Source organism: Candidatus Alkanophaga liquidiphilum, from assembly GCF_053996935.1.
This window is the reverse complement of sequence record NZ_JBMXYC010000020.1, coordinates 1-22456: the sequence shown is the minus strand read 5'-3', so window position 1 is coordinate 22456 and position 22456 is coordinate 1. Positions and strand designations below refer to the sequence as shown.

16 protein-coding genes are annotated in these 22456 nt (G+C 52.5%); 13 read left to right on the top strand and 3 right to left on the bottom strand.

The window, feature by feature from the left end; genetic code table 11:
• Positions 1-155: 155 nt before the first annotated feature.
• Positions 156-848: a heptaprenylglyceryl phosphate synthase gene (gene pcrB, locus ACXJJA_RS02730; RefSeq protein ID WP_456486694.1), complete on the bottom strand. Its 693-nt coding sequence runs from the start codon at positions 846-848 to the stop codon at positions 156-158.
• A gap of 580 nt (positions 849-1428) precedes the next feature.
• Here pcrB and ACXJJA_RS02725 point away from each other — a divergent pair.
• Entirely contained in the window at positions 1429-1596 is a 168-nt protein-coding gene (locus ACXJJA_RS02725; RefSeq protein ID WP_456486693.1) for a hypothetical protein, read from the top strand.
• Positions 1597-1685: 89 nt separating this feature from the next.
• On the opposite strand, the gene alaS is transcribed toward ACXJJA_RS02725, so the two are convergent.
• Entirely contained in the window at positions 1686-4511 is a 2826-nt protein-coding gene (gene alaS, locus ACXJJA_RS02720) for an alanine--tRNA ligase (protein ID WP_456486692.1), read from the bottom strand.
• Positions 4512-4561: 50 nt separating this feature from the next.
• Here alaS and ACXJJA_RS02715 point away from each other — a divergent pair, with 50 nt between their 5' ends.
• The 10 genes from ACXJJA_RS02715 (at position 4562) to ACXJJA_RS02670 (ending at position 18608) form a co-directional block, all read left to right on the top strand.
• On the top strand, positions 4562-6052 hold the full coding sequence (locus ACXJJA_RS02715; protein WP_456486691.1) for a cobyric acid synthase: 1491 nt from the start codon (positions 4562-4564) through the stop codon (positions 6050-6052).
• Between the two features lie 52 nt (positions 6053-6104).
• Positions 6105-8534, top strand: coding sequence for a CO dehydrogenase/acetyl-CoA synthase complex subunit alpha (gene cdhA / locus ACXJJA_RS02710; protein ID WP_456486690.1), 2430 nt, complete (start codon positions 6105-6107; stop codon positions 8532-8534).
• A 22-nt stretch (positions 8535-8556) separates the two neighbouring features.
• Positions 8557-9096: a CO dehydrogenase/acetyl-CoA synthase complex subunit epsilon gene (cdhB, locus tag ACXJJA_RS02705; RefSeq protein ID WP_456486689.1), complete on the top strand. Its 540-nt coding sequence runs from the start codon at positions 8557-8559 to the stop codon at positions 9094-9096.
• A gap of 13 nt (positions 9097-9109) precedes the next feature.
• On the top strand, positions 9110-10606 hold the full coding sequence (gene cdhC, locus ACXJJA_RS02700; RefSeq protein ID WP_456486688.1) for a CO dehydrogenase/CO-methylating acetyl-CoA synthase complex subunit beta: 1497 nt from the start codon (positions 9110-9112) through the stop codon (positions 10604-10606).
• 20 nt (positions 10607-10626) lie between these two features.
• A complete protein-coding gene (locus ACXJJA_RS02695; RefSeq protein ID WP_456486687.1) occupies positions 10627-11379 on the top strand; it encodes an ATP-binding protein in 753 nt (250 codons plus the stop codon).
• Between the two features lie 141 nt (positions 11380-11520).
• Positions 11521-12912 carry a CO dehydrogenase/acetyl-CoA synthase subunit delta gene (gene cdhD / locus ACXJJA_RS02690; protein ID WP_456486686.1) on the top strand — a complete coding sequence of 464 codons (1392 nt, stop codon included), beginning with the start codon at positions 11521-11523 and terminating at the stop codon, positions 12910-12912.
• 17 nt (positions 12913-12929) lie between these two features.
• Entirely contained in the window at positions 12930-14333 is a 1404-nt protein-coding gene (gene acsC / locus ACXJJA_RS02685) for an acetyl-CoA decarbonylase/synthase complex subunit gamma (RefSeq protein WP_456486685.1), read from the top strand.
• Between the two features lie 35 nt (positions 14334-14368).
• Positions 14369-15235 carry a radical SAM protein gene (locus ACXJJA_RS02680; protein WP_456486684.1) on the top strand — a complete coding sequence of 289 codons (867 nt, stop codon included), beginning with the start codon at positions 14369-14371 and terminating at the stop codon, positions 15233-15235.
• 503 nt (positions 15236-15738) lie between these two features.
• On the top strand, positions 15739-17073 hold the full coding sequence (locus ACXJJA_RS02675) for a DEAD/DEAH box helicase family protein (RefSeq protein ID WP_456486695.1): 1335 nt from the start codon (positions 15739-15741) through the stop codon (positions 17071-17073).
• Positions 17073-18608, top strand: coding sequence for a DUF790 family protein (locus tag ACXJJA_RS02670; protein WP_456486683.1), 1536 nt, complete (start codon positions 17073-17075; stop codon positions 18606-18608). Before ACXJJA_RS02675 ends, ACXJJA_RS02670 begins: the two co-directional genes overlap by 1 nt.
• 28 nt (positions 18609-18636) lie before the next feature.
• On the opposite strand, the gene larB is transcribed toward ACXJJA_RS02670, so the two are convergent.
• Positions 18637-19407 carry a nickel pincer cofactor biosynthesis protein LarB gene (gene larB / locus ACXJJA_RS02665; RefSeq protein ID WP_456486682.1) on the bottom strand — a complete coding sequence of 257 codons (771 nt, stop codon included), beginning with the start codon at positions 19405-19407 and terminating at the stop codon, positions 18637-18639.
• Positions 19408-19701: 294 nt separating this feature from the next.
• Here larB and cmr1 point away from each other — a divergent pair, with 294 nt between their 5' ends.
• Both cmr1 and cas10 read left to right on the top strand, forming a co-directional pair.
• Positions 19702-21018, top strand: coding sequence for a type III-B CRISPR module RAMP protein Cmr1 (gene cmr1 / locus ACXJJA_RS02660; protein WP_456486681.1), 1317 nt, complete (start codon positions 19702-19704; stop codon positions 21016-21018).
• Positions 21015-22456, top strand: a 1442-nt coding sequence (gene cas10 / locus ACXJJA_RS02655; protein ID WP_456486680.1) for a type III-B CRISPR-associated protein Cas10/Cmr2, incomplete at its 3' end; no start/stop codon positions are given. The genes cmr1 and cas10, both read left to right, overlap by 4 nt.

The following is a 22456-nucleotide window of genomic DNA, read 5'->3' as shown; positions in this document are numbered from 1 at the left end:
TCTCAGCACCCAACCCCGAGTTCCAGAGTTGGCGGGGATGTCAGCCCCCGTGTCCGGCTCGATGAGGGTTGTTGGCAACATCTCCCCTCCGAGAGCAAGCTCCCGCCTTCAGACGGGAGAAGCTGACCAACGGCAACCTGCCTTGCACGTAGCAGCTAAAAGTCGAGCGTTTCCAGAAATTTGTTTATGTCCTCGTAGACAATGTTCCCGACAACGATGACGTCGGCGTGCTCTTTCATCGCTTTCGCCCTCTCACTTGAATCGATGCCACCGCCGTAGAACAGCGCCGCCTCTTCAAGAGCGTCGGCAAGCCTTTTGACAACGCTCACGTCGCCGAACGTCCCGCTGTATTCCACGTAAACGATGGGGAACCTAAAATAGCGTTCCGCACAGACGCCATAGGCAACGACGTCCTCGACGCTTAGCCCCGTTTTTGCTTTTGTGACTTTTGCAACTGCAGAGTCTGGGTTTAAAACTATGTAAGCTTCGGGAATAACCCGCTGCCAATCAAGTTCTTTGCGGAGCACCCAGTGCCGCTTGACCCAGTGGGCGTGCAGCCCGACGACCCAGGCGACGTCCACCGCATTTAACACAGATGGCACGAAAAGAAAGTCACAGTCGTAATTTACAACCTCAGGACTCGACGGCTCCAGCACGCACGGCACGTCGAAACGCTCTAAACGTTCTAAGAGCCGACGGGCGTTCTCGGCGGTGACGTTCTGTGTCCCCGAAACCATTATCGCGTCGGTGCCGCTCTCCGCTACGATTTTAAGATGCTCGTCGCTAATTTCCTTGTCAGGGTCGAGCTTCGTCACATGCTCCCACTTACGCCACGCCTCGTCTGGCATCGTCTTAATATGCAACCCTTTGTTGCGAAGTTGGGTTAGCTCCCATTTAATACTTTTACAAAACAAAGCCTCCTATCGAGGGGATTAGTGGTGGTTTTATACTTGTCTTGTTTTATCTTCCCGTTGCTTGCAAGACCCTTCCGAGCGGGAGGGGCAAGGGGAGGCGGGTGGGTAAATTTTAAATATTCTGAGGACTTAGATTGTAGCGACCTCGTAACAGCCGTAAGGCTGGACAGCCCATAAGGCGGGTGTGAAAGTAGTCCGTGAGTTCCGAAGGGGATAACAGATAGTGGCGGCGTGAACCCGCCTGTAAGGATAAGGGTGGTGGATTCCCGCTACCAAACTCCCCACGAAGCCCCGTCCGTAAGGCGGGGTAGTTCACCAGAGATGCAGAGGGCAGAGTGCAAGCTCGTGGCGACAGGCTGAAAAAACTTAGATTGACATTTAACACCGAAGACCGGAGAGCCTTCCGCTACTAACTGCAGAATATAGTAATAAATTAATGAAGTGGGGCTTACTGGCGCGTTCGTGGCGGAGCGGACTCAAAATACCGCGGGACTCCTGCTCACGACTTGGGTTCATGCGGGATTGTGCCGAGAAATGTAATTTCCCGTGGCACGGTCAGAGAGGGGGGCGTTGCGGACTGAGCACGCCCGACTTGAGACGGCTGAACCGGGTCGCACGGAGACAGCAAGGAGCACCGCTGCGGCTTGTGGTGAGAAGGGACAGCGATTATGGGGACGTGTAGGAGACTCCGATATGCGTTCTCAGCTACGCCACCGCCCCGCAATGAGGGAGGTCGCAAAATCGCACAGCTACTGCAAGCGGGCTACGGCGTCAATCCAAGCTGAGGAGCGATTTAATAAACTCTACACCCTTCTTCAGCGCAACATCGAGCATTTCGGGCTTTTGCCCGCCTCCTTGAGCGAGTTCAGGACTCCCGCCGCCGCCACCGCCGAGAATTTCACAAACAATCTTCACAACGTCGCCCGCTTTTATCCTTGCGGTCAGCGGCTTCGGGACGGCGACTACTGCGGACGCCCGCCCCCTGCTCTCGCTTGCCAAAATTGCAACGATGCCCTCGGCTGAAAGCGACGCCGCAAGCTTCACCAGCTCCTTGACGTCTGCTGCTTCGACTTTCTCGGAGACGACCTTTACGACGCCAGTCTCGCCACTTATTTCTTTAGCTCGGCCTTTTATGCCTTCGATGCGGAGCGTCGCCATCTCACTCTGCAACCTCTCGACTTCTCGGCGTAGCTGCTTCCACTCCTCGAAGAAACGGCGGGCGGTTTGCGGCAAAACCTCGTAAGGTACTCTGAAGGCATTCGCTGCCTCCTTCAAAATGCGCTCCAACTCCTGGACGCTTGAGATTGCAGCCTCGCCCGCCGAGAACTCGATGCGCTCGACGCCATCTTGAATGCGTTCCGTCCTTAGAATCTTGATGGCGCCGATCTCGCCTGTGAACTCGCAGTGCGTCCCAGCGCAGGCTTCGACGTCATCGCCGACCTCTACGATTCTTATGAACTTACCGCCGGGGACGCCGCCCTGATAAATGCGGAAGCCATATTTCTGCTCAGCCTCGTTCCGCTCTATGAATTCCGTTTTTATCGGGAGGTTCCGCATTACAACCTCGTTCGCAAGCTGCTCAATGCGCCGCCGCTCTTCGTCAGAAATTCGCTTAAAATGAGTTATATCAATCCTTGAAACTTGCTCACCCTTCTGGGCACCCGCCTGCCAGACGTGCTTACCGAGAACCTTGCGGGCGGCGTCGAGGATTATGTGCGTCGCTGAGTGGTGCCGCATGAGCGAAAGGCGGCGCCTGAAGTTTATTTCGCCCACGACGCTTGCTCCTTTTAGGGCGGCAGCGGTTATTGCGTTACCGGCAACAGGCTCGATTTTGTGAAGGATGACGCCATCGGCGCTCCGCACATACGAAACTTTAAATTCAAAGTCTCCAATTCTGAGCATTCCGACGTCAGAGGGTTGCCCGCCGCCTTCGGGGTAGAAAAGCGTGCGGTCGAGGACGAGCCAGCCGTCGAAAAAATCCAAAACCTCAGCTTCAAACCTCCAAGCCTTTGGCTCCTTGTAGTAGAGCTTTTCGGTCTCTGGCAGTTTCCGGCGCCGAATTTCCCTAACGAGCGGATCTTTTTCTATCTTCGGAGTGGCGGAGCTGTGCATGCTCGCAACCAACGAGTAGAAGTTTTCGGGAATTTCCATGGTGACGCCACGCCTCGCCGCAACTTCGCACACGAGCTCAGGCGGAACGCCGTGCGTGTCGTATAAGTTCACGAGCGTCTCGGTCGTCATTTTCTTGCGCTCCCGCAAGAGTCGCTCTAAGAGCCGCTCGCCCCTCGCAAGCGTCTCCTCATATCTGTTCTTCTCCAGCGACAGAATTTCAACGATGTCGTCGGCACGCTCCTCCAACTCGGGGAAAGAGCGCCGCAGAAGCTTGATATGCTTCAGAACAAGCTCCTCAAGTGGCAACCCCACGCCCAAAACCTTCAGCATCCTGAGGCAACGCCTCAAAACTAATCTCGCAAGGTAGCCTTCTTTTGCGTTCGAAGGCACAATCCCGTCGCCGAGCATGAACGCTAAGCACTTCGTGTGGTCCGAAACGGAGTATATCAGCTCAAGCGGCTCCAACTTCCTCATAAGCTCTTCAGCGGAGGCACCGACGAATTTGGCAAGCTCCTTTTTGTTCGTCGTAACTCCTAAAAACCTCGAAGCTTCTTTCATGAGCGGTGCAACACCCTCGACGTCCACGCCCGCCGCCGACGCAAGCTCGTCTATTACCTCAGGGAAAATGGCGTCGTAAACAGTCGGCGTCCCCTTAGACGCCCAAACGAAGCGTTCTAAGCCATAACCAGTATCAACGATGTAGGACTCCATTTTGCGGTAACGTTCGCCTTTTATTTCAATGTCTCCATCCGTCGCCAATTCTAAATTCATGAATACGAGCGTCGCAAGCTCTAAACCCCTTAAAATCACCTCTACACAAGGACCGGCGTTTCCGCCGCCCGCCCACGGCTCCTCTTTATAAGTAACTTCATAAAGGTCTGCGCCAAGCTCTGAAAGGAACTCGTCGCAGTAGCGCACGGTCTCGTCCTTCCAGTATATTTCTTCGTTCTGCTTGTTGAATGCGTGGTGCGCCATCATCTCGAAGATTGTGAGGTGGCGACCGCTATGCCCGATGGCTTCGAGGTCTTCAAGCCTGATGCATGGTTGCGAGATCACGAGCGGATTTGCTGGCGGCGGGACTTCGCCGGAGGTGACATGCGGCTGAAAGTCCGCGATGGACGCTATCGTTAGGTAAATGTCGTCACGCCACCTAGCCACCACCGGATATCTCTTAAGCCTCTTATGCCCGTGTCTCTCGAAGAAGGATAAAAACGCCTCCCGCATTTCGTCAACATTTTTTTCCTTCAAAGGAGGGTTTTCGATGAAGGAATAAGGCTCGCAGGGTGTGTCGCCGCATGTTCGCCTGCGAGCGTCCCTTGTCCAGAAGAAGGAGCCACATTTCTCGCACTTCCGACGCACAAGCCCGCCCTCTTCGAAATATCGCAACTTATACTCGTCCCGAATGTCGTATTTGCCGCCCATAAGCATCTTATAAGGTAAAAACGATGAGTATTTAAACTCACGGGCGACGACGCAGCTTTTCATATCGAAACGTTAGCAAGCGGCTTTTATCAAAAAGTAGTTAACAGGAAATAATGGCTGCGAAACCCCTCATGGTCCAAGGCACTGGCTCGCACGTTGGCAAAAGCGTGCTTGTCGCCGCATTTTGCCGCATCTTCTCGGACGACGGATTCGAAGTCGCTCCGTTCAAGGCGCAGAACATGGCGCTCAACTCCTTCGTCACGAGAGCTGGGCACGAAATCGGGCGGGCGCAAGCGGTTCAAGCGCTTGCAGCCCGCAAGGAGCCGACGGTTGAGATGAATCCGATTCTGCTGAAGCCGACGAGCGACGTCGGCGCGCAAGTCGTGTTCCTTGGGAAGCCTATCGGAAACATGACCGCCCGTGAATATCACGAGTTCAAGCCGAAAGCGCTCGCCGCCATCAAGAGGTGTTACGAAAAGCTCGCTGCCGAGAACGACATCATCGTCATCGAGGGCGCCGGCAGCCCCGCCGAAATCAACCTCAAGGCGAATGACATCGTGAACATGACGGTTGCGAAGCTTTTCAACGCCCCTGTCCTCCTCGTCGGCGACATCGACAGGGGCGGTGTCTTTGCTTGGCTTCTTGGCACGCTGGAGCTTCTTGAGCCTGACGAGCGTGAGCTGGTGCGTGGCTTCATCATAAATAAGTTCCGTGGCGACTTGAGCCTCTTGGAGTCGGGTCTTGAGTTTTTAGAAAGACGAACCGGGAAGCCGGTGCTCGGTGTCGTCCCCTACTTCCGGTTTAAAATTCACGAGGAGGATTCCGTAGCTCTTGAAGACCGACGTGGCGGCAACGACGGTGAGATAAAGATAGATGTGATCATGCTGCCGCACGTTTCCAACTTCACGGACTTTGATGCCCTTGAGAAGGAGCCTGACGTCTCGCTGCGCTACGTAAGCATTGACGAAAGTCTCAGAGCGGACGCTGACGCTATCATCTTGCCCGGGACGAAGAACACGATTTACGACCTTCTGAGCTTGCGGCAGAACGGGCTTGCTGCGCAAATCTTGCGAGCACACGAGCGTGGTAAATTCATAGTAGGCATCTGCGGCGGTTTTCAGATGCTCGGGCGGCTCGTCGTGGACGAGAGCGGTGTAGAATCTGCGGTGGAGAGAGCTGAGGGGCTGAGCCTACTCGACGCCATCACTTTCTTCGATACTGAGAAAACGACACATCAAGTCATCGCGGTCTCGAATCTGCCCTTCTACGACGGGAGTGTTGAAGGCTACGAGATTCACATGGGTAGGACTCTCTCCAAAGAGCAGAACGCTTTCACTATCATAAAACGCTCTGCCGACGACGTTTTAGTGCCTGACGGGGCGTTCTCAGCATGCGTGCTTGGCACGTATATCCATGGCATCTTCGACAACCACGACTTCCGACGGGCATTTATAAACTACCTGCGTCAGCGGAGGGGGTTAGAGCCGCTGCGGAGTGGAGAGACGTGGAGCTTAGAGGTGGAGTTTGAACAGCTCGCCACTGTCGTGCGGCGGAGTCTCCAAATTGACAAGATTTACGAGATTATTGACGTTAATCAACGTTGATGATGATTTTACCCGCTCGCCTTCTGACGTTGTTCAAAAAAGCAAGTTTTTTATGAGAGCCCTACGAACGAAGGCACAAAAGGAGTGTGATACTGTGGCGAAGGAGCTAAAAGGCATTTTAGACATTGCAGGGCTGGAAAATGTGCGCATAGTCATCGGCAAGGTCGCTGAGGAAGAGGAAGAGTGGGAGCCGATGGGTCCGCACCCGAAGCCGGGGATTACGACGCTCCGTAACTGGGACTTCAAACTCCTCCAGCGCTACAAACCCTTTTACGCACCGTTCTGCGACATGTGTTGCCTCTGCACTTACGGGAAGTGTGACCTTTCAGGGAACAAGAAGGGCGCCTGCGGCATCAGGATGGACGCTCAGCAAGGGCGAATCGTGCTGCTTGCCTGTCTCATCGGCTGCACTGCTCATACAGGGCACGCAAGGCATTTGTTGCATGACATGATAAAGAAGTTTGGCAGGGACGTTCCTGTGGACCTTGGACCTGAGATCACAGTTGAGGCGCCACTTACGAGACTCATCACCGGAATAAGACCGAAGACGATTGGCGACTTCGAAGAGGTTCTTGACTACATAGAGGAGCAGATCGTTCAGCTTTCTGATGCTCTGCACACAGGGCAGGAGGGCTCGGTTCTTGACTTCGAGTCGAAGGCGTTGCACATGGGTATGCTCGATTCGCTGGCGAAGGAGGTTGCGGACATCATCCAGATTGCCGCTTACAAACTTCCTTCGAGCAAACCCGGGGGCGGTCCTGACGTTCCGCTCGTGGAGGTCGGCTTGGGAACGATAGATACGAGCAAACCTGTAATTCTGGTGATTGGGCACAACGTGCCGCCCGCCGCCGATATCGCCGATTACCTCATGGAGCATGGGCTTGACGACGCAGTCGAACTTGGGGGCATTTGTTGCACCGCCCACGACACCACGAGGTATTACCCGAAGGCGAAGATAGTGAGCGCCCTCGGAAGGCAGCTTCGAGCGATAAGGCTCGGTATCGCTGACGTCATCGTCATTGACGAACAGTGTATCCGAGCAGACGTGATTGAACTTGCGCAGAAGACGTTCACGCCGGTGATTGCAACGAATGACAAGGCGCTGCATGGGCTTGAAGACCGCACCTATGACGAGCCTGACAAGGTCGTAAAAGACCTCGTAGAGGGCAAAGTCCCGGGAGTTCTGATTCTCGACCCGGACCGTGTTGGCGAGGTTGCGGTGAGGACTGCAATGCAAATCGCCTCGAAGCGGCGGGCGATGAAAATTATCATGGACGACGAGGAGTTCCAGCACTGGGTGCGGCTCTGCTACCAGTGTGGGAATTGCACGCTCGCTTGTCCAAATGGTCTTAGAATTGGGGGCGCGATGGCAAAAGCGGCGACAGGCAACACTAAGCCGCTTGCTGAGCTTTTTGACCGTTGCGTCGGCTGCGGACGCTGCGAGCAGGTTTGTAAGCACCATATTCCAATCGTGGACGTAATCACGAAGGCGGCATACCCCTACGTCAAGGAGGAGCGAGGGCGGGCGAGGGTTGGAAGAGGTCCTGTTTGGGACACTGAGATTCGGGACGTTGGCGCTCCAATCGTTCTTGGAACGATCCCAGGCGTGATTGCGGTAATAGGCTGCGGAAACTACCCAAACGGCACGAGGGATGCTTACCTCATTACCAAGGAGTTCGCAGACAGGAACTATATCGTGGTGCTCACGGGCTGCATGGCGATCGATGCCGCTCTTTGGAAGGATGAGGAGGGCAATGGAGTTTATGAGACGCACCACGGAAGATTTGACGCGGGTGGCGTCATAAACATCGGTTCCTGCGTTTCCAACGCTCACATCCATGACGCCGCTATCAAAATAGCTTCGATATTCGCAAGGAGGAATCTCAGAGGCAATTACGAGGAAATTGCCGACTACATCCTTAGCAGAGTTGGCGCCTGTGGCGTTGCTTGGGGCGCAATGTCGCAGAAAGCCGCTTCAATCGCCACGGGCTTCAACCGCCTCGGCGTCCCGGCGGTCGTCGGACCGCACGGCACGAAATACAGAAGAGCCTTTTTAGGACGACCATATGTCAAGGACGACTGGAAGATCATAGATGCGAGAGACGGCACCGAATACCACTTCGAGCCGGCGCCACAGCACTTGCTCGTCGCTTGCGAGACTGTGGAGGAGGCGCTTCCGATGATTGCGAAGCTGTGCTTCCGCCCGTCTGACACCGACAGAGGACGCTCTATAAAGCTGACGCACTACATTGACCTACACGAGAAATATCTTGGGTGCATGCCACCAGACTGGCACTTATTCGTGAGGACGACGACTGACCTGCCGATTGCAAAGAGGGACGAGCTTTTGAAGAGGCTGGAGGACGAGCGTGGCTGGAAGATAGACTGGGAGCGTAAGAGAATACTGGAGGGTCCGATGCGACCCTACGATGCGTCATTCGACCCAACGAACCTTCCGAGGCTGATAAGGAAGAAGGAATGAACACGTGAGTGGGGGTGTAAAGATGGTTTGCGAGCCATTTGATATTGCAAACGTTCCGGGACCGGCGGCGCTCGGCATGGTGGCGGCACCGGAGACGATGGCAGCTGTCGTGTCTTCGGCGAAGCGTCCGCTGCTTGTCGTTGGCTCTGAAATCCTTAGGGACGAATTCTACGTGGACATCGCCATTGAAATTGGGAAAAAAGGCATTCCCATCGCAGCTACAGGACATTCGATCAAGGGCTTCCTGCAGAAGGGCTACACCGAAAACGTCTCCATCATAAACCTACACGAGCTGACGAACTACCTCAGAGACCCTGAGTGGCAAGGCTTGGACGGCGGCGGGAACTACGACGTCGTCATCTTCTTTGGCATCATCTACTACTATGCGTCGCAGATGCTCTCCTGCATTCGGAATTTCTGCATCAAGCCGCTGATGCGGGCGATTTCCATCGACTGGTATTTCCATCCGAACGCCGCAATGTCGTTCCCGAACATCCGCCCAAAGGATGAGGACAAATATAAGGAGATGCTAAAGAAGTTTGTAGAGAGCATAAGAAGATAAAGGAGGTAATAAAATGGCGGAGGAAGAGGAGTTTCCGCTGGACGTGAGCCCGATGTATGAGGGCGAGCGGGTAAGGAAGGACGATATGTTCGTGGAGCTTGGCGGACCGACGCAGCCGGGCTTCGAGCTCGTGATTTACGAGCCCGACCCCGAGAAAGTCAGGGACGGACGCGTTGAGCTTATAGGACCTGACCTCACCGAGATGGAGGAGGGCAAGGCTTACCCCTATGCCATGATTTACACGGTCTGGGGACCGGAAATTGACAAGGACCTAGAGCCGGTTATCGAGCGGCGGAACCACGAGTTCCAACCCTACGTCCAGGGCTACATGCACCTTAACCAGCGGGACGAAATCTGGGTGCGAATAAGCAAGGCGGCGATGAAGAAGGGGCTGAAGTCCCTGAAGCAGATAGGGAAGAAGACCATCGAGCTTTTCAAGTCCGAGCTCCCGTTCATCCAAAAGATGGAAGCGCTCTACATTACCGACAAAGAAGAAGTGGAAAAACGCCTCGAGGAGGCGCGGCAGATTTATAAGGCTCGTGATGAGCGGACGAGGGGGCTGCACGAAGAGGATGTTGAGGAATTTTACCAGTGCACGCTGTGTCAGAGCTTCGCCCCGACAAACGTTTGTGTTGTCACGCCTGACCGTCCAGCGCTTTGTGGTGCGATGTCATGGTTCGACTGCCGTGCATCTGCACGTGTCGACCCCGAGGGTCCGAACGCTCCTATTCCAAAGGGAGAGTGTATAGACCCGATTGCCGGCGAATATACAGGCGTGAACGAGGCTGCCGTTCGCCTCTCTGGCGGCGAGTACAACAGGATAAAGCTGCACTCGTTCCTCGACTGCCCGCATACGAGTTGTGGCTGCTTCGAAGTTGCTGGCTTCTACATTCCGGAAGTGGACGGTATCGGCTGGGTTCACCGTGGCTCAAAGGTTAAAGATACGCCGATAGGGCTGCCGTTTTCAACAATCGCTGGGAGCGTCGGTGGCGGACGACAGGTCTACGGATTCCTCGGCATAGGCATTCCTTACTTCTACTCGTCGAAATTCATACAAGCAGATGGCGGCTGGCGGCGTGTCGTTTGGATGGCGTCCGACCTCAAGGAGCGAATTGCCGACGCCATTCCTGACGAGATGAAAGACAAGATTGCTACTGAAAAGGAGGCAAAAAACATCGATGAGCTTAAGGAGTTCCTGAAGAAGGTCGAGCACCCGGTGGTGAAAGGTGTAGTCCGCCCTGCTGACGGCGAGAAGATTACCGAGGGCTGGGCTGAGGAAGTAGAGGAGGTTGCGCCCGCAGAGGCAGCGGCAGAAGCCGCACCCGCTGCAGCGCCGACACCAACGGCAGCGCCGCAGGCGGCAATGCCACAACTGCAGTTCCCGATGATGCCAACGGCAGCGCCGCAGATTCAGCTGCCGACGACGCCAGCAGGTGCGCCAGTGAGAATCATCCTCAAGGACGCCACAATTACGATCGGCAAGCTGATACTGAAGAAGGAAGAGAAGTAATTTTTCCCTTCCTCCCTTTGATGACGACTGTTATTTCAGTAACCGGCAAGGGTGGCGTCGGGAAGACGACAATCGCAGCGCTTCTGGTGCTGAAGCTCGTGCGTCGTGGCAAGCGTCCTGTGCTTGCTGTGGATGCCGACCCGAACTCCAATCTTTGTGACGCTCTCGGCGAGCGTTTCGAGCGAACGGTGGGTGACGTGCGTGAGGCTTTCGAGCGTGAGCGTGACAAGATGCCTCCGATGATGGACAAGAAACTGCAGCTTGAATATAGGCTGATGGGCGTGCTTTGCGAGAGTCGTGGCTTCGACGTTCTCGTCATGGGACGCCCAGAGGGTCCCGGATGTTACTGTGCGGTGAACCACATGCTCAGGGAGCTTTTGGATAAGATTGCAGGCGGCTACCGTTTTGTGGTCGTGGACTGCGAGGCGGGGCTCGAGCACTTCAGCCGACGCACCGTTAGGGGCGTTGACAAGCTGCTAATAGTAGCGGATGCGACGAAGAAGGCACTCAACACCGCAAAAAGAATAAAGGAGTTGGCAAAGCTCGTGAGGACGAAGGAGCAGTATTTGGTGCTGAGTATGGTGCGGAGTGCAGAGGAAGAGGAGATTTTGAGGCAGGACTCTGCGAGGTTAGGGCTGCAGGTCGCAGGAGTCATCCCATACGACGAGAGCGTTATGCGGCTGGATATCGAAGGGAGACCGCTGACGGAGTTGCCCGAGGGCGCTCCGACTTCGCTTGCAATGGACGAAGTTATGGCATTTTTGGCGTTATAGGGGGGATTTTCGTGGGAGAAGATGAGGAGATGAGTTGGGAAGATATTGTAAAGCTCTTGGATAAATATGGGACGATAGAGTTGAAGGATGTGAAGATTAAGGGCACTGTGGAGCTTGAGTTGGGCTGAGGCGGTGATATAGATGGGGAAAAAGCTTACTCTGGAAGACATAAGCAAGCTACTGGAGAAATACGGCGTCTTAGAGTTCGAGGACGTGAAGATTGAGGGAGATATCGAGCTTAAGGTGGTAGGCGGCGCCGGCATATCTCCAGAACTGTTAACGACGTTGCAGGCAGCCCTACAATCTTCGCAGATGATGAGCCAGTTTGCGATACAAGCAGCGCACGGACTCTTTAGTATCCTCGCGCTCGCAAAGCTCGCAGGCTACCCCGTGGAGAGCGTGCTGCAGTCATTTGGCATCTCGGCGCCGGCGCCAGCAGCGCCTGCGGAAGTAGCGCCTCCAGCGCCTGCCGTTCCCGAGATAGTCATTCCGGAGGAGCTGGTGGCTGCGAAGTTCGAGGTTGGGAAGCAGGAGTGGGTAGGGCAAATTCAGGAAGTAGCGCTCGGCGCGACGGCTGCGGATGGTGGCAGTCGTGAGACCGTTGTGAAGCTCGGTGGCGAGAAAACGCTGCCGTTTTACGGCTTTGAGGTTCAGAACCCGAACCCGCCGAGGATTGCGATAGACTGTTTTGACATGCCGATTCCGCTGGCGAAGGCTGTGCGTGAACATTACGCGGACGTGATGGAGGACCCCGGGGAGTGGGCGAAAAAGAACGTCAAGGAATTCGGCGCGGACATGGTGACGATTCATCTGATAAGCACGGACCCCCTGATTAAGGATACGCCGCCGAGGGAAGCTGCGAAGGTCGTAGAAGAAGTTCTGCAAGCGGTGAAAGTGCCAATAATCATCGGCGGCTCCGGCAACCCAGAGAAGGACCCCGCGGTATTAGAGGCGGCGGCGGAAGTCGCTGCGGGCGAGCGTTGCCTGATAGCGTCTGCGAACCTGAACATGGACTTCGAGCGGATTGCGAAGGCGGCGATGAACAACGGGCACGTCGTGCTCTCGTGGACGCAGCTCGACATCAACGATCAGAAGACGCTCAACCGCCACCTGTTTAAGTTAGGCGTGAAACGTGAGGACCTCGTGATGGACCCGACGACTGCGGCTTTAGGTTACGGGCTCGATTATGCGTTCACGAACATCGAACGTATGAAGATTGCAGCGCTGAAAGGCGACGAGGAGCTGGCGTTCCCGATTTCGTGCGGCGTGACGAATGCCTGGGGCGCTCGTGAGGCTTGGATGAAGGCGTCGCCGATAAAAGAGGATTCGGATTGGGGTCCCCGTGAGTACCGTGGTCCGATTTTCGAGATAGTGACCGGGCTGACGCTGGCGCTCGCGGGCGGGAATCTCTTCATGATGATGCATCCAGGGGCGGCAGCAGTCGTCAAAGAAGTAACGCAGATGCTCGCAGGCTTCAAGGACGTGGAGAAGGCGGCGGAGTTCGAGGGCTGGCTGACGTGGGCTGAGAAGTGACGTGCGAGGTGTTAAAAATGAAAGCCAAGAGCCCGATGGAGCTTTATGGGCTGCTACCGAGGACGAACTGCGGGGAGTGCGGCGAGAAGACATGCATGGCGTTCGCATCGCTGTTGATAGAGCGGGGGAAGAAACTGGAAGAGTGCAAGCCGTTGCTTGAAGATGAGAAATACAGAGAGAGTTACGAGAAGCTAAAGGATATGCTGGCGCCCGAAGTGCGAGAGGTTGTAGTGGGCGTCGGTGAGCATGCGAAGAATCTCGGCGGCGAGGACGTGCTGCACAGACACGACCTCACGTTCTTCAACAAGACGGCGTTGTTCTACGACGTTTGGGACACGATGGACGACGACGCTTTGAAGGAACGTGTCGAGCGGATTCAGAGCTGGAAGAAGTTTTACGTCGGCGAGTTTCTGAGGCTTGATGGCGTAGCGGTGCGCAACGTCTCCGGCGACCCGAAGAAGTTTGCGGAGTGCGTGCGTAAGGTTTCGGAGCTGACGAGCTTGCCGCTCGTGCTGTGCTCCTACGATGCAGCCGCCTTGGAAGAAGCTTTGAAGGTCGTTGCTGACAAGCGACCATTGGTGTATGCAGCGACGCAGGACAATTGGAAGAAAGTTTTGGAGCTGGTGCTGGAGTATAAGGTGCCGGTGGTGGTGTCGGCACCGAACGACCTCGACGGGCTGAAGAGCCTCGCAGCGACGTTTTCACAAGCAGGCGTCGAAGACATCGTGCTCGACCCGGGGACGTATCCAACTGGGAAGGGTTTGGAGACGACGCTCGCAAACTTCGTGCGTCTAAGAAGAGCTGCAATCGCAGAGGGGCAGAAAGATATTGCTTATCCATTGCTCTGCGTGCCGATGACGGCGTGGCTCGTGTGCGAGAACGAAGTGGACGCTGCTTACTGGGAAACGATGCTCGTCACGATTTTTACCATAAAGTATGCGGACATCATGATTCTGCACAGTATAGAGCCGTATGCGTTGATTCCGCAGACAACGCTTGTTGCAAATATTTACACGGACCCGAGGAGACCTGTGGCCGTGGAGCCGGGGCTGAAGGTGCTCGGCAGCCCGGTTGAGGAGTCGCCGGTCTTCGTGACCACGAATTTTGCCCTAACTTATTACACGGTGGAGAGCGACATCACGTCGAGCAACATAGACTCTTACCTCCTTGTCATCGACACCGAAGGCATTTGCGTCGAAGCCGCAGTCGCAGGTGGGCAGTTGACCGCAGCCAAAATCAAAGAAGCCCTCGAAGCGAGCGAGCTCGAAAATAAGGTCAAGCACAAGACGCTCGTCCTCCCCGGACTTGCTGCTCGTATTTCCGGCGAGACCGAAGACGCCACAGGCTGGAAGGTCATGGTCGGGCCACTTGACAGCGGAAGGATTCCCAACTGGATGGAGAAAAACTGGCCTCCCAAATAATTTCTTTTTCCCTTCTCATGCCTGCGGCTTTTTGCATGCTCCACAGCGTTAGCGTGCCGTCGCACTGCGTCTTCTGCGAGGGACTTGACGTCAGGAAAAAAGACCCGAAGCATCATCCCTCCTACGAAATAACGGCGGCGTGCAACCTGAACTGCATATTTTGTTACTCAAGAGTGGCTGCGGAAGCGGGAGCGGCGCCTAAGGAGGGCTACTACGGCGACGAAAACCCGAAGGCGATAACGATTTCGCAATACGGAGAGCCGCTGCTCGTCGGCACTCGCCGTCTCGTTTCGATAATTAAGGAGCTCCGCAAGAGGTTCGGCGACGTGCGGATAGATTTGCAGACGAATGGCACGCTTCTCGATGAAAAAAGTTTTTTGGAGCTTGAACCGCTGGTGGACATCGTGATGGTGAGCATCGCTGCTGCGACGTTGCAGACCTACGCAAAAATCACAGATGGCGGAGAAAAGGAGTTTAAAGCGGCGCTTAAAGCCTTGGAGTTAGCAGGGCATTCTGACGACGTCTTGGCGGTTGTGAGGGCGGTTTACTGCCCGGGGGTTAACGACGATGAGCTCCCGAGGCTTGCGACGCTTGCAGAGTCCTTAGGTGTGAACGAATTAATGATACAGCCGTGCACGGTTTACACCGCTAATGAAGAGAGACTACGGGCTGTGGGCTTCGATTTCGAGAGTTCTTCTAGGATTTTTGAGATTTTAGAAGTCGCATCCACGTGTAAAAATGCGGCGCCGGAACTCAGAGTGGGCGTCTCAGGCTGCATTCTTGCAGTGTTCAAGCAGCTGCTGGATAATGGAATCAACCTCGAAGATTTGAGGTTTTTGAGGCGAGACGCAAGAGCGGGGACGCTGCCGCAGATGAAGAGACTGCGAAGGTTTAAGCTCTAAGCGTTTCGATTCAGGAAATAGTAAGTTCTTTCGTCACCTACTGCAACAAATGAACACGAGGAAAATTTTGAGTTTAGAAAACTTTAGATATCACTTCCGCTTCAGAAAGTTCGGACGCAGGGTCCGGGAAGGAGTAGGTTGTTGCTTCCTCTCGCAACGGGAAGAAATAGCTTTGTCGCTTTTTCTTGAGCGTCGAAGGGAGCGGGAGGATGTGGAAAACCGAAGTTCTTAGCATTGGGCTTCATTGCCCTCTTAGCGCTGACGACGACTGCGAACGGCTCCATAGTACCTATCTTTTCGTAATCCTGCGTTATTTTGAGCAAATATTGGGTGATTCCCAGCCGTCGTAATCCTTAGGTTTAAGTTTCGGGGGGAGGGAGCGTTGATACTGGCGCAACAGTATCTTTATCAATTTATATAGCAGCAATTGCGACGCTCGTCAAAACTACGAGCGCCGTGCGCCTTATCGTTATATGTTAGTTAGCACAAGTAAAGACTTGGGAATGATTACCCTCAGATACGAGCGGGGCACAATTCTCGTGAAAGGCATAAAGGCGCCGAACGCCCGCTGGGATGCTCGTAGGAACTGTTACGTGGCGCTCGCCGTGCATTATCCTGACATCGTCGCTTATCTTAGAGATTCAGGTTTGGAGTTTCGGGATTACGTCTTGAATTTAATTCCTTGTCCGCATCTTGAGTGCAATGTTTCTTTGAGAGGTTACCAGAAGAAGGCGGTGGAGGTCTGGGAGCGGGCGGGGCGGCGGGGCGTCGTCGTGCTGCCGACGGGCGCCGGGAAGACTTTAATCGGGTTGAAGGCGATTTCGCAGGTGAACGCTCCGAGTCTCGTGGTCGTGCCGACGCTCGACCTGTTGCAGCAGTGGGCAGAACGCTTAGAAGCTGCGTTTTCCGAGGAGATTGGCATCTATGGTGGCGGCGAGCACACGTTGCGTCCGCTGACAGTTTCCACCTACGACAGCGCATATTCCCGCATTGAAGAGCTTGGGGACAAGTTCTCGCTGCTCATTTTCGACGAGGTGCACCACTTACCGTCGCCAGGCTACCGGCAAATCGCAGAATTATCGGCGGCGCCGTTCCGCCTCGGGCTGACAGCAACCTACGAGCGTGAAGATGGGCTGCACGAGGAGCTGCCGAGGCTCGTCGGCGGCAAGATTTTCGAGCTTGGCGTTAAGCATTTGACAGAGTATCTTGCGGACTACGAGTTACGGCGTATCAGAGTTCCGCTGACCGACGACGAACGCCAAGAATACGAAGAGGCATACTCAAAATTTTTGAACTTCATACGCTCAAAGGGGGTGGCGTTCAAGAGCCGTCGGGATTTTGAGAGGTTCATAATGATGTCTGTGCGGGATAAAAACGCAAGAGAGGCGCTCGTCGCACGAAACAGGGCGAGAAGCATAGCGTTCAACTCAAAAGCGAAGCTTGAGAAGCTCAGGGAGCTTCTGGAGCAGCACAAAGACGAGAAAATTTTAATATTTACTGAACACAACGAGCTCGTGCACCGCATCTCCAAGGAATTCCTCGTCCCCTACATCACGCATAAAACCGACAAGAACGAGCGTAAGAGCGTCTTGAATGGCTTCAAGGAGGGGAGATACCGTGTGGTGGTGACGTCAAAGGTGCTGGACGAGGGCGTGGACGTGCCGGATGCAAGCGTTGGCATCATACTCAGCGGCAGCGGCAGCAGAAGAGAGTTCGTGCAGAGACTCGGACGCCTGCTCAGGAAGAAGGAGGGAAAGCGTGCAATTCTTTACGAAGTCGTGTCCGACACTTTTGAGCTTGGCGTCTCACGGCGCCGCCGCAAAAAAGCCCAGGTATAATGCTGCCAAGCGAATATCTCGTCGTGGAAACTCGAAAGGGTAGAATAAGTCCTGTTTTTTCGTCGAGGTATCCAAACGCCGGGGATATGGCTAGTGAGCTTATAAAAATATTCGAGAACTGCGTGGGCAGGCGCAAAAAGCATCTAACCGCGGAGCTTAAGAAGTTTTACGACGAGACCTTCGACTATGGGTATAATCGTTTCGTGAAAGGCTTGTGCGTGCTTCTGGAGCGGCGGTGTAGTTTCTCGGCACGCAGCGAGCTTGACCCCAAACTCGTTAGAGAGCGTGTCTTCAAGAGAGGACCTGCGCTGGATGGGGCTGAGCGGCTTAGGATTTTAAGTGAGGTCGCTAAGGAGCTTGGCGTCTCCGTCGAGGCGGTGGAGAACTCGCTCTGGGCGGACAACGAGGCTGAGCTTTTCGTAGAGAGTTTCGAAAGTATCACGCCAGAGCAGCTACTACGGCTCTACGACCTTTCGCTGACGCAAACCCTTCTCTTCAAAGCCGTGAGCGTGGACTTGTTCGTAAGAAGTCATTACAAGGAAGTTTTGAGGCGTGTGAAGCGTCTTGGATTAATGTATTTAGCAGAGAAGCAAGAAAGCGGAGTGAAAATAAGCGTAGAGGGGCCTGCATCCGTTTTGAAGCTCACGGAGAAATACGGGACAGCGTTTGCGAGACTCTTGCCCCTGGAGGGGGATTGGGCGTTGCACGCCAGAATTTTGATGCGTAAGGGGCGAGCGCCTCGAATTTATGACTTTTACGTAAATTCTTCAGCGCTGGATTGGGAAGAGCCCGTGAAGGCGAACGAGTTCGACAGCGCCGCTGAAGAGAGCTTTGCCCGACGCTTCTCGTCGTTAAACACGGGCTGGCAGCTCCGTAGAGAAGGCGAGGCGCTCGTCTGCGGGAACTCTGTCTTCATTCCCGACTTCTCTCTCGAAAAGGATGACCTGAGAGTTTATTTGGAAATAGTAGGCTTCTGGACTGAGGGCTACATGAAAAAGAAGCTAAGGAAGCTGCGAGACTTGGAGCGGAGTGAGCGGGAGCGCATGATTCTGGCGGTGAGCGAGGAGCTCGCCTGCGCCTTCAAGGAATTTGAGGCGGAGATGCCAGTGATTTACTTTAAGAAGAAAATTCCCCTTGCTGAAGTTTTGAACGTCCTGCGGGAATACGAACGCAAGCAGGAACGGGAGCGTGGAGACTACGCTGCTGTGAAGGAGGAAGTCGCAAGCTTGAAGGGCGACGTGGTGCGCTTAGACGAGCTTGAACAGGCGACAGGCGCCAGTAAGAGGCTTTTGAGGAGCATTTTAGAGAGGGAGCCGCCGGCGGGCTACGTCTTCCTCGGCGACGAGCTTGTGAGCGTTGCGCTTTTGGAAACGCTCAAGGACAAGCTGCGAGGTGGCATGAGGTATTTGGAGGCGGTGTCATTGCTGCGGGAGCACGGGATAAAAAGCGAGCGCGCGTTCGAGCATTTGGGCTTCAAAGTTGTCTGGAAGGGCTTAAATCCGGAAAGCGCCGTTCTGGTGAGAGAGAAATGTTGAGTTTGAAGCCGATGACTAACGCCGCTGACTAATGTTGTTGCGACGCAACTTTTGCGATTAGCGCAGCGAAGACGCCGGCGGCGACGCCGTTGTCGATATTCACGACCGCCAGCCCCAAGGCGCAGCTCTGCAGCATTGAGAGGAGCGCGGCGAGCCCACCACCGCCGAGCCCATAACCCACGGACGTCGGCACGCCGACGACGGGCACGTCCACGAGGCTTGCGACCACTGACGGCAGCGCCCCCTCCATACCTGCGACCACGATGAGCGCTGCGACGCCCTCCTTTAAGAACATCTCAAGAGGTTCTTTCAGCCTGTGGATGCCTGCGATGCCGACGTCGTAAGCCTTAAGCGCCTCGCAGCCCATAACCTCTGCGACAACGCTCGCCTCTTCCGCCACTCGCGCGTCGGCGGTCCCTGCGCTGAGCACGCCTACCTTCCCGCACTTCTGCGGCGCCCACCCCCTTTTTTTAAGCAAGAGCGTCTTCGCAAGCTCGTTACTCTCTACTTCTAACCCCCTTTTCAACGCCAGCTCCTTTACTGCTTTTTTCTGTTCGTTGTTCACTCTCGTCGCAAGTGCATAGCCCTTAGCTTCGGCGACCGCCACGCAAATCTCAGCAAAGAGCGCAGGCGGCTTCCCCTCTGCAAAGATTATTTCAGGAACGCCACGCCGCAGTTCCCTCCCAATATCCAAGCACGCAAAGTCGCCGAGACGCTGCAAGAAGTCGAGTTTAAGCTCTCTTACAGCGTCCTCGATGCTCAGTTCGCCAGCGGCAACCTTCCTTAAAATTTCTTCCATAAACATGTCTTCGCAGGTTTGATTTATCTTCCCGTTGCTCGCAAGACCCCTTGGGGAATGCGCAACGCAGGCGGAGGTGGGCGGGTTGGATTTAAATATCGGTTTGAATATATAACATTTTGTTTGTAGCCCATCGGATGGATAACGCTGCTGGGAGGTGAGAAGCATCCAGAATGAGTATATACGCAATGCGTATATGACTCTAATTTGGAATGATATACGCAATGCGGATATGAACGAGTTGTCCGAAACTGCGGGCGACGGGCTTAAATATAGTGAAAGGAGTGAGAAACCATGGAAGAAATAATTTTTGAATTAGAAACTATAACTCCACTATTTATTGCTGGTGCTGATCAAAGGAACATAGAAAATGAAGGGCTGCGAGCACCGAGTTTGAGGGGACTATTAAGGTGGTGGTTTAGGGCGTTAGCGGGAAATTATGCAGGAAATGATATTGTGACTCTTAAAAGGGCTGAAGATAAGATATTTGGCTCTACTACTTCAAAATTTAGGGCGTTAGCGGGAAATTATGCAGGAAATGATATTGTGACTCTTAAAAGGGCTGAAGATAAGATATTTGGCTCTACTACTTCAAAATCCAAAGTCTCTTTGATAACAAGTGGTGAAAATGAACCTACACAGATTACAAGGGAGTGCGGATCGTGGAATGAAGCTACTGTGTGGAGTAATTGGGTAGACTATTTCTTTTTCTCGTGTTTAGATAAACGAAAAGACAGAAGGAAAAATAGAATTAAAGTAAACTCTAAACCCTTCTATCCTGAGACATCTAAATTTAAGATTATTATGTTTGGTGAAGAAAGCAAGTTAAGGATATATTTGTCCTCTTTTTGGGCTTTAGTTTACTTGGGTGGTATAGGTTTTAGGGCAAGAAGAGGTGGGGGCTGCTTAAAGATCACAAATGTTAAAGGAAATACCTTTGGTTTAAATTTCATCTGCAAAGATCCAGATCAACTTGAACAATTTCTGAAAAACAACATAGAGATTACTCTCAAACTAGTAGGAGAATTGTTTGGGCATAAACATACAAACTTATCTTCATTACCGGAGTACGCTGTATTAAATCCTTCACACTCAGCCCTGTTTATAAGGAGAATAAATGGAAAAGACTGGAAATCTGCTCTTGATGAAATAGGTAAATGGTATATCGGTGAAAAAAGAGGGAGAAAATTTACTGGTGGATTTAGAATGAGATTAGCAGATTACGGTTTTTCTCATGAAATAAAAGATGCAAATAGGAATGGAAATCTTAAATCAGATAAAGAAAGAAGACCATATTTGGGTTTACCCGTCACATACGCTACTTATAAAGCCACATTAAAAGAGGAGAAGTTTGAAAGGAGAGCTTCACAATTAATTTTCGGCGTATATGAAATAAATGGTAATTATATCCCAAGAATTTTGATTTTTAGATCAATGTTTTTACCTGACTTCAGACGAAACTTTATGATAGAGAAAAAGATAAAACGCAACAGAGAGGAGGTAAGGATTACTTTACGAACTCAATCACCTAGTAATGAACAATTAATCAGGAACTGTTACCATGATTTACTTGAAAATCGTTGGCAAGTTGTTTGGGGGATGATAAAATGACAGAAGAATTCTGGCAAAACAAGATCAAAGCATTCCTTCATGATCCTCCAGACAAAGCGCTGATATTGTTCCATAGATCACATGAAGAGGAAAGAGATAAGATTCTGAATGAATTAGGTCTCAGGTATGACAGAAGCCTTAATCCAGCCGACCATATATCCTCGGCAATGCAAAGACTGGATATCCCAAAAGACTATAGGATGGATGATGCAAGAAATTGCAATACCCACATATGCTTTAAAGGTCCGAATAAGCCAGTATTCAGGCACACAGTATCTAGCGTGTTGGAAGAGCTTGAGGAAATAAAAGAAATTGTAGCTACATATGGTTATGAAAAAGCATTAGCTAAGTATTGTTTCAATATAGAAATTGTGAAAGAATTCCTTGTTAAAAACGACTGGAAGAAAACTTATTTTTCACTTTGGAGATTCTTACCAGAAATATACCCTCTTGGATATATTCTACCAGCCGATACAAGAGTTCCCGACCACAGTATCTGGGATCACTTGGATGTTACTGCTGCAATAAGCTCATGCTTAGGCGATATGGGATTATTCGCACTCAAAATTCCGGCTGTACAAGAGTTTATCTCTCATTCACGAAAACTATCGGATTTGTGGGCATCAAGTCATATTTTTTCACTATTACTTTTTGAAGGTGTTAAAGAGATAATTGGTGAATTTGGCCCTGACGTAGTTATATACCCACAGCTAAGGGGGAATCCCTTACTTGATTACTATATAAAGAGAGGAATGGGAATAAACATCACTCCCGACAAAGATAAAATAAGGATAGCGAATTTGCCAAACACTTTCCTTTGTTTTATACCACTTGGTAAAGCTGAAGAATATAAAGAAAAATGCGAGAAAGCAGTAAAAAGAAAGTGGAGAGAAATCTCCGAAAAAGTAAAGGAGTATCTGGCGAAAATAAACATTAAGCCTAATGAAAAGCTATGGGATTTCCAGATTGAGAATGCCTTGTCTGTTACAGTCGCATATACAAAATTTTTCAACATTGGCAATTATGAAAAAGTGAAAGATGATTTACCTAATGATGTTAGAGAAAAGCAAGATAAATGGCTTGGCTTTGTGGAGAAATTGGAGAGAACTAACTACGGCCACTTTTATTTTCCAAGCTATGCATTATTAGGGACTACTTTGGCACAAAGCTCAAGATTGTGGAATGCTTGGGAAGAAGAACCAATAACGGGGAAAAAGTGTTTGATGTGTGGATTGGGGAATGCTTTAATTGAAAGAAAGGATACCAATATCTACCAATACTGGAAGGATGATAGCTGGAACGAGATAAAAATTGAGGATAAAGAATGGAGAAATATCCTTAAAGAAGGAGAAAGGCTTTGTGCCGTATGTTTAATTAAGAGAATGTACATAAAAGTGTTTAAAGAAGAATTTAAAGCTAAACCCCCAGCATTTGAATC

What these genes read in the sequence shown, in the direction of transcription:
- acsC (WP_456486685.1), top strand. Translation starts at nt 12,930, where the DNA reads ATGAAAGCCAAGAGCCCGATGGAGCTTTATGGGCTGCTACCGAGGACG.
- larB (WP_456486682.1), bottom strand. Translation starts at nt 19,407, where the DNA reads ATGGAAGAAATTTTAAGGAAGGTTGCCGCTGGCGAACTGAGCATCGAG.
- ACXJJA_RS02725 (WP_456486693.1), top strand. Translation starts at nt 1,429, where the DNA reads ATGCGGGATTGTGCCGAGAAATGTAATTTCCCGTGGCACGGTCAGAGA.
- ACXJJA_RS02715 (WP_456486691.1), top strand. Translation starts at nt 4,562, where the DNA reads ATGGCTGCGAAACCCCTCATGGTCCAAGGCACTGGCTCGCACGTTGGC.
- ACXJJA_RS02680 (WP_456486684.1), top strand. Translation starts at nt 14,369, where the DNA reads ATGCTCCACAGCGTTAGCGTGCCGTCGCACTGCGTCTTCTGCGAGGGA.
- cmr1 (WP_456486681.1), top strand. Translation starts at nt 19,702, where the DNA reads ATGGAAGAAATAATTTTTGAATTAGAAACTATAACTCCACTATTTATT.
- ACXJJA_RS02675 (WP_456486695.1), top strand. Translation starts at nt 15,739, where the DNA reads ATGATTACCCTCAGATACGAGCGGGGCACAATTCTCGTGAAAGGCATA.
- alaS (WP_456486692.1), bottom strand. Translation starts at nt 4,511, where the DNA reads ATGAAAAGCTGCGTCGTCGCCCGTGAGTTTAAATACTCATCGTTTTTA.
- cdhC (WP_456486688.1), top strand. Translation starts at nt 9,110, where the DNA reads ATGGCGGAGGAAGAGGAGTTTCCGCTGGACGTGAGCCCGATGTATGAG.
- cdhD (WP_456486686.1), top strand. Translation starts at nt 11,521, where the DNA reads ATGGGGAAAAAGCTTACTCTGGAAGACATAAGCAAGCTACTGGAGAAA.
- cdhB (WP_456486689.1), top strand. Translation starts at nt 8,557, where the DNA reads ATGGTTTGCGAGCCATTTGATATTGCAAACGTTCCGGGACCGGCGGCG.
- ACXJJA_RS02695 (WP_456486687.1), top strand. Translation starts at nt 10,627, where the DNA reads ATGACGACTGTTATTTCAGTAACCGGCAAGGGTGGCGTCGGGAAGACG.
- pcrB (WP_456486694.1), bottom strand. Translation starts at nt 848, where the DNA reads ATGCCAGACGAGGCGTGGCGTAAGTGGGAGCATGTGACGAAGCTCGAC.
- ACXJJA_RS02670 (WP_456486683.1), top strand. Translation starts at nt 17,073, where the DNA reads ATGCTGCCAAGCGAATATCTCGTCGTGGAAACTCGAAAGGGTAGAATA.
- cdhA (WP_456486690.1), top strand. Translation starts at nt 6,105, where the DNA reads ATGAGAGCCCTACGAACGAAGGCACAAAAGGAGTGTGATACTGTGGCG.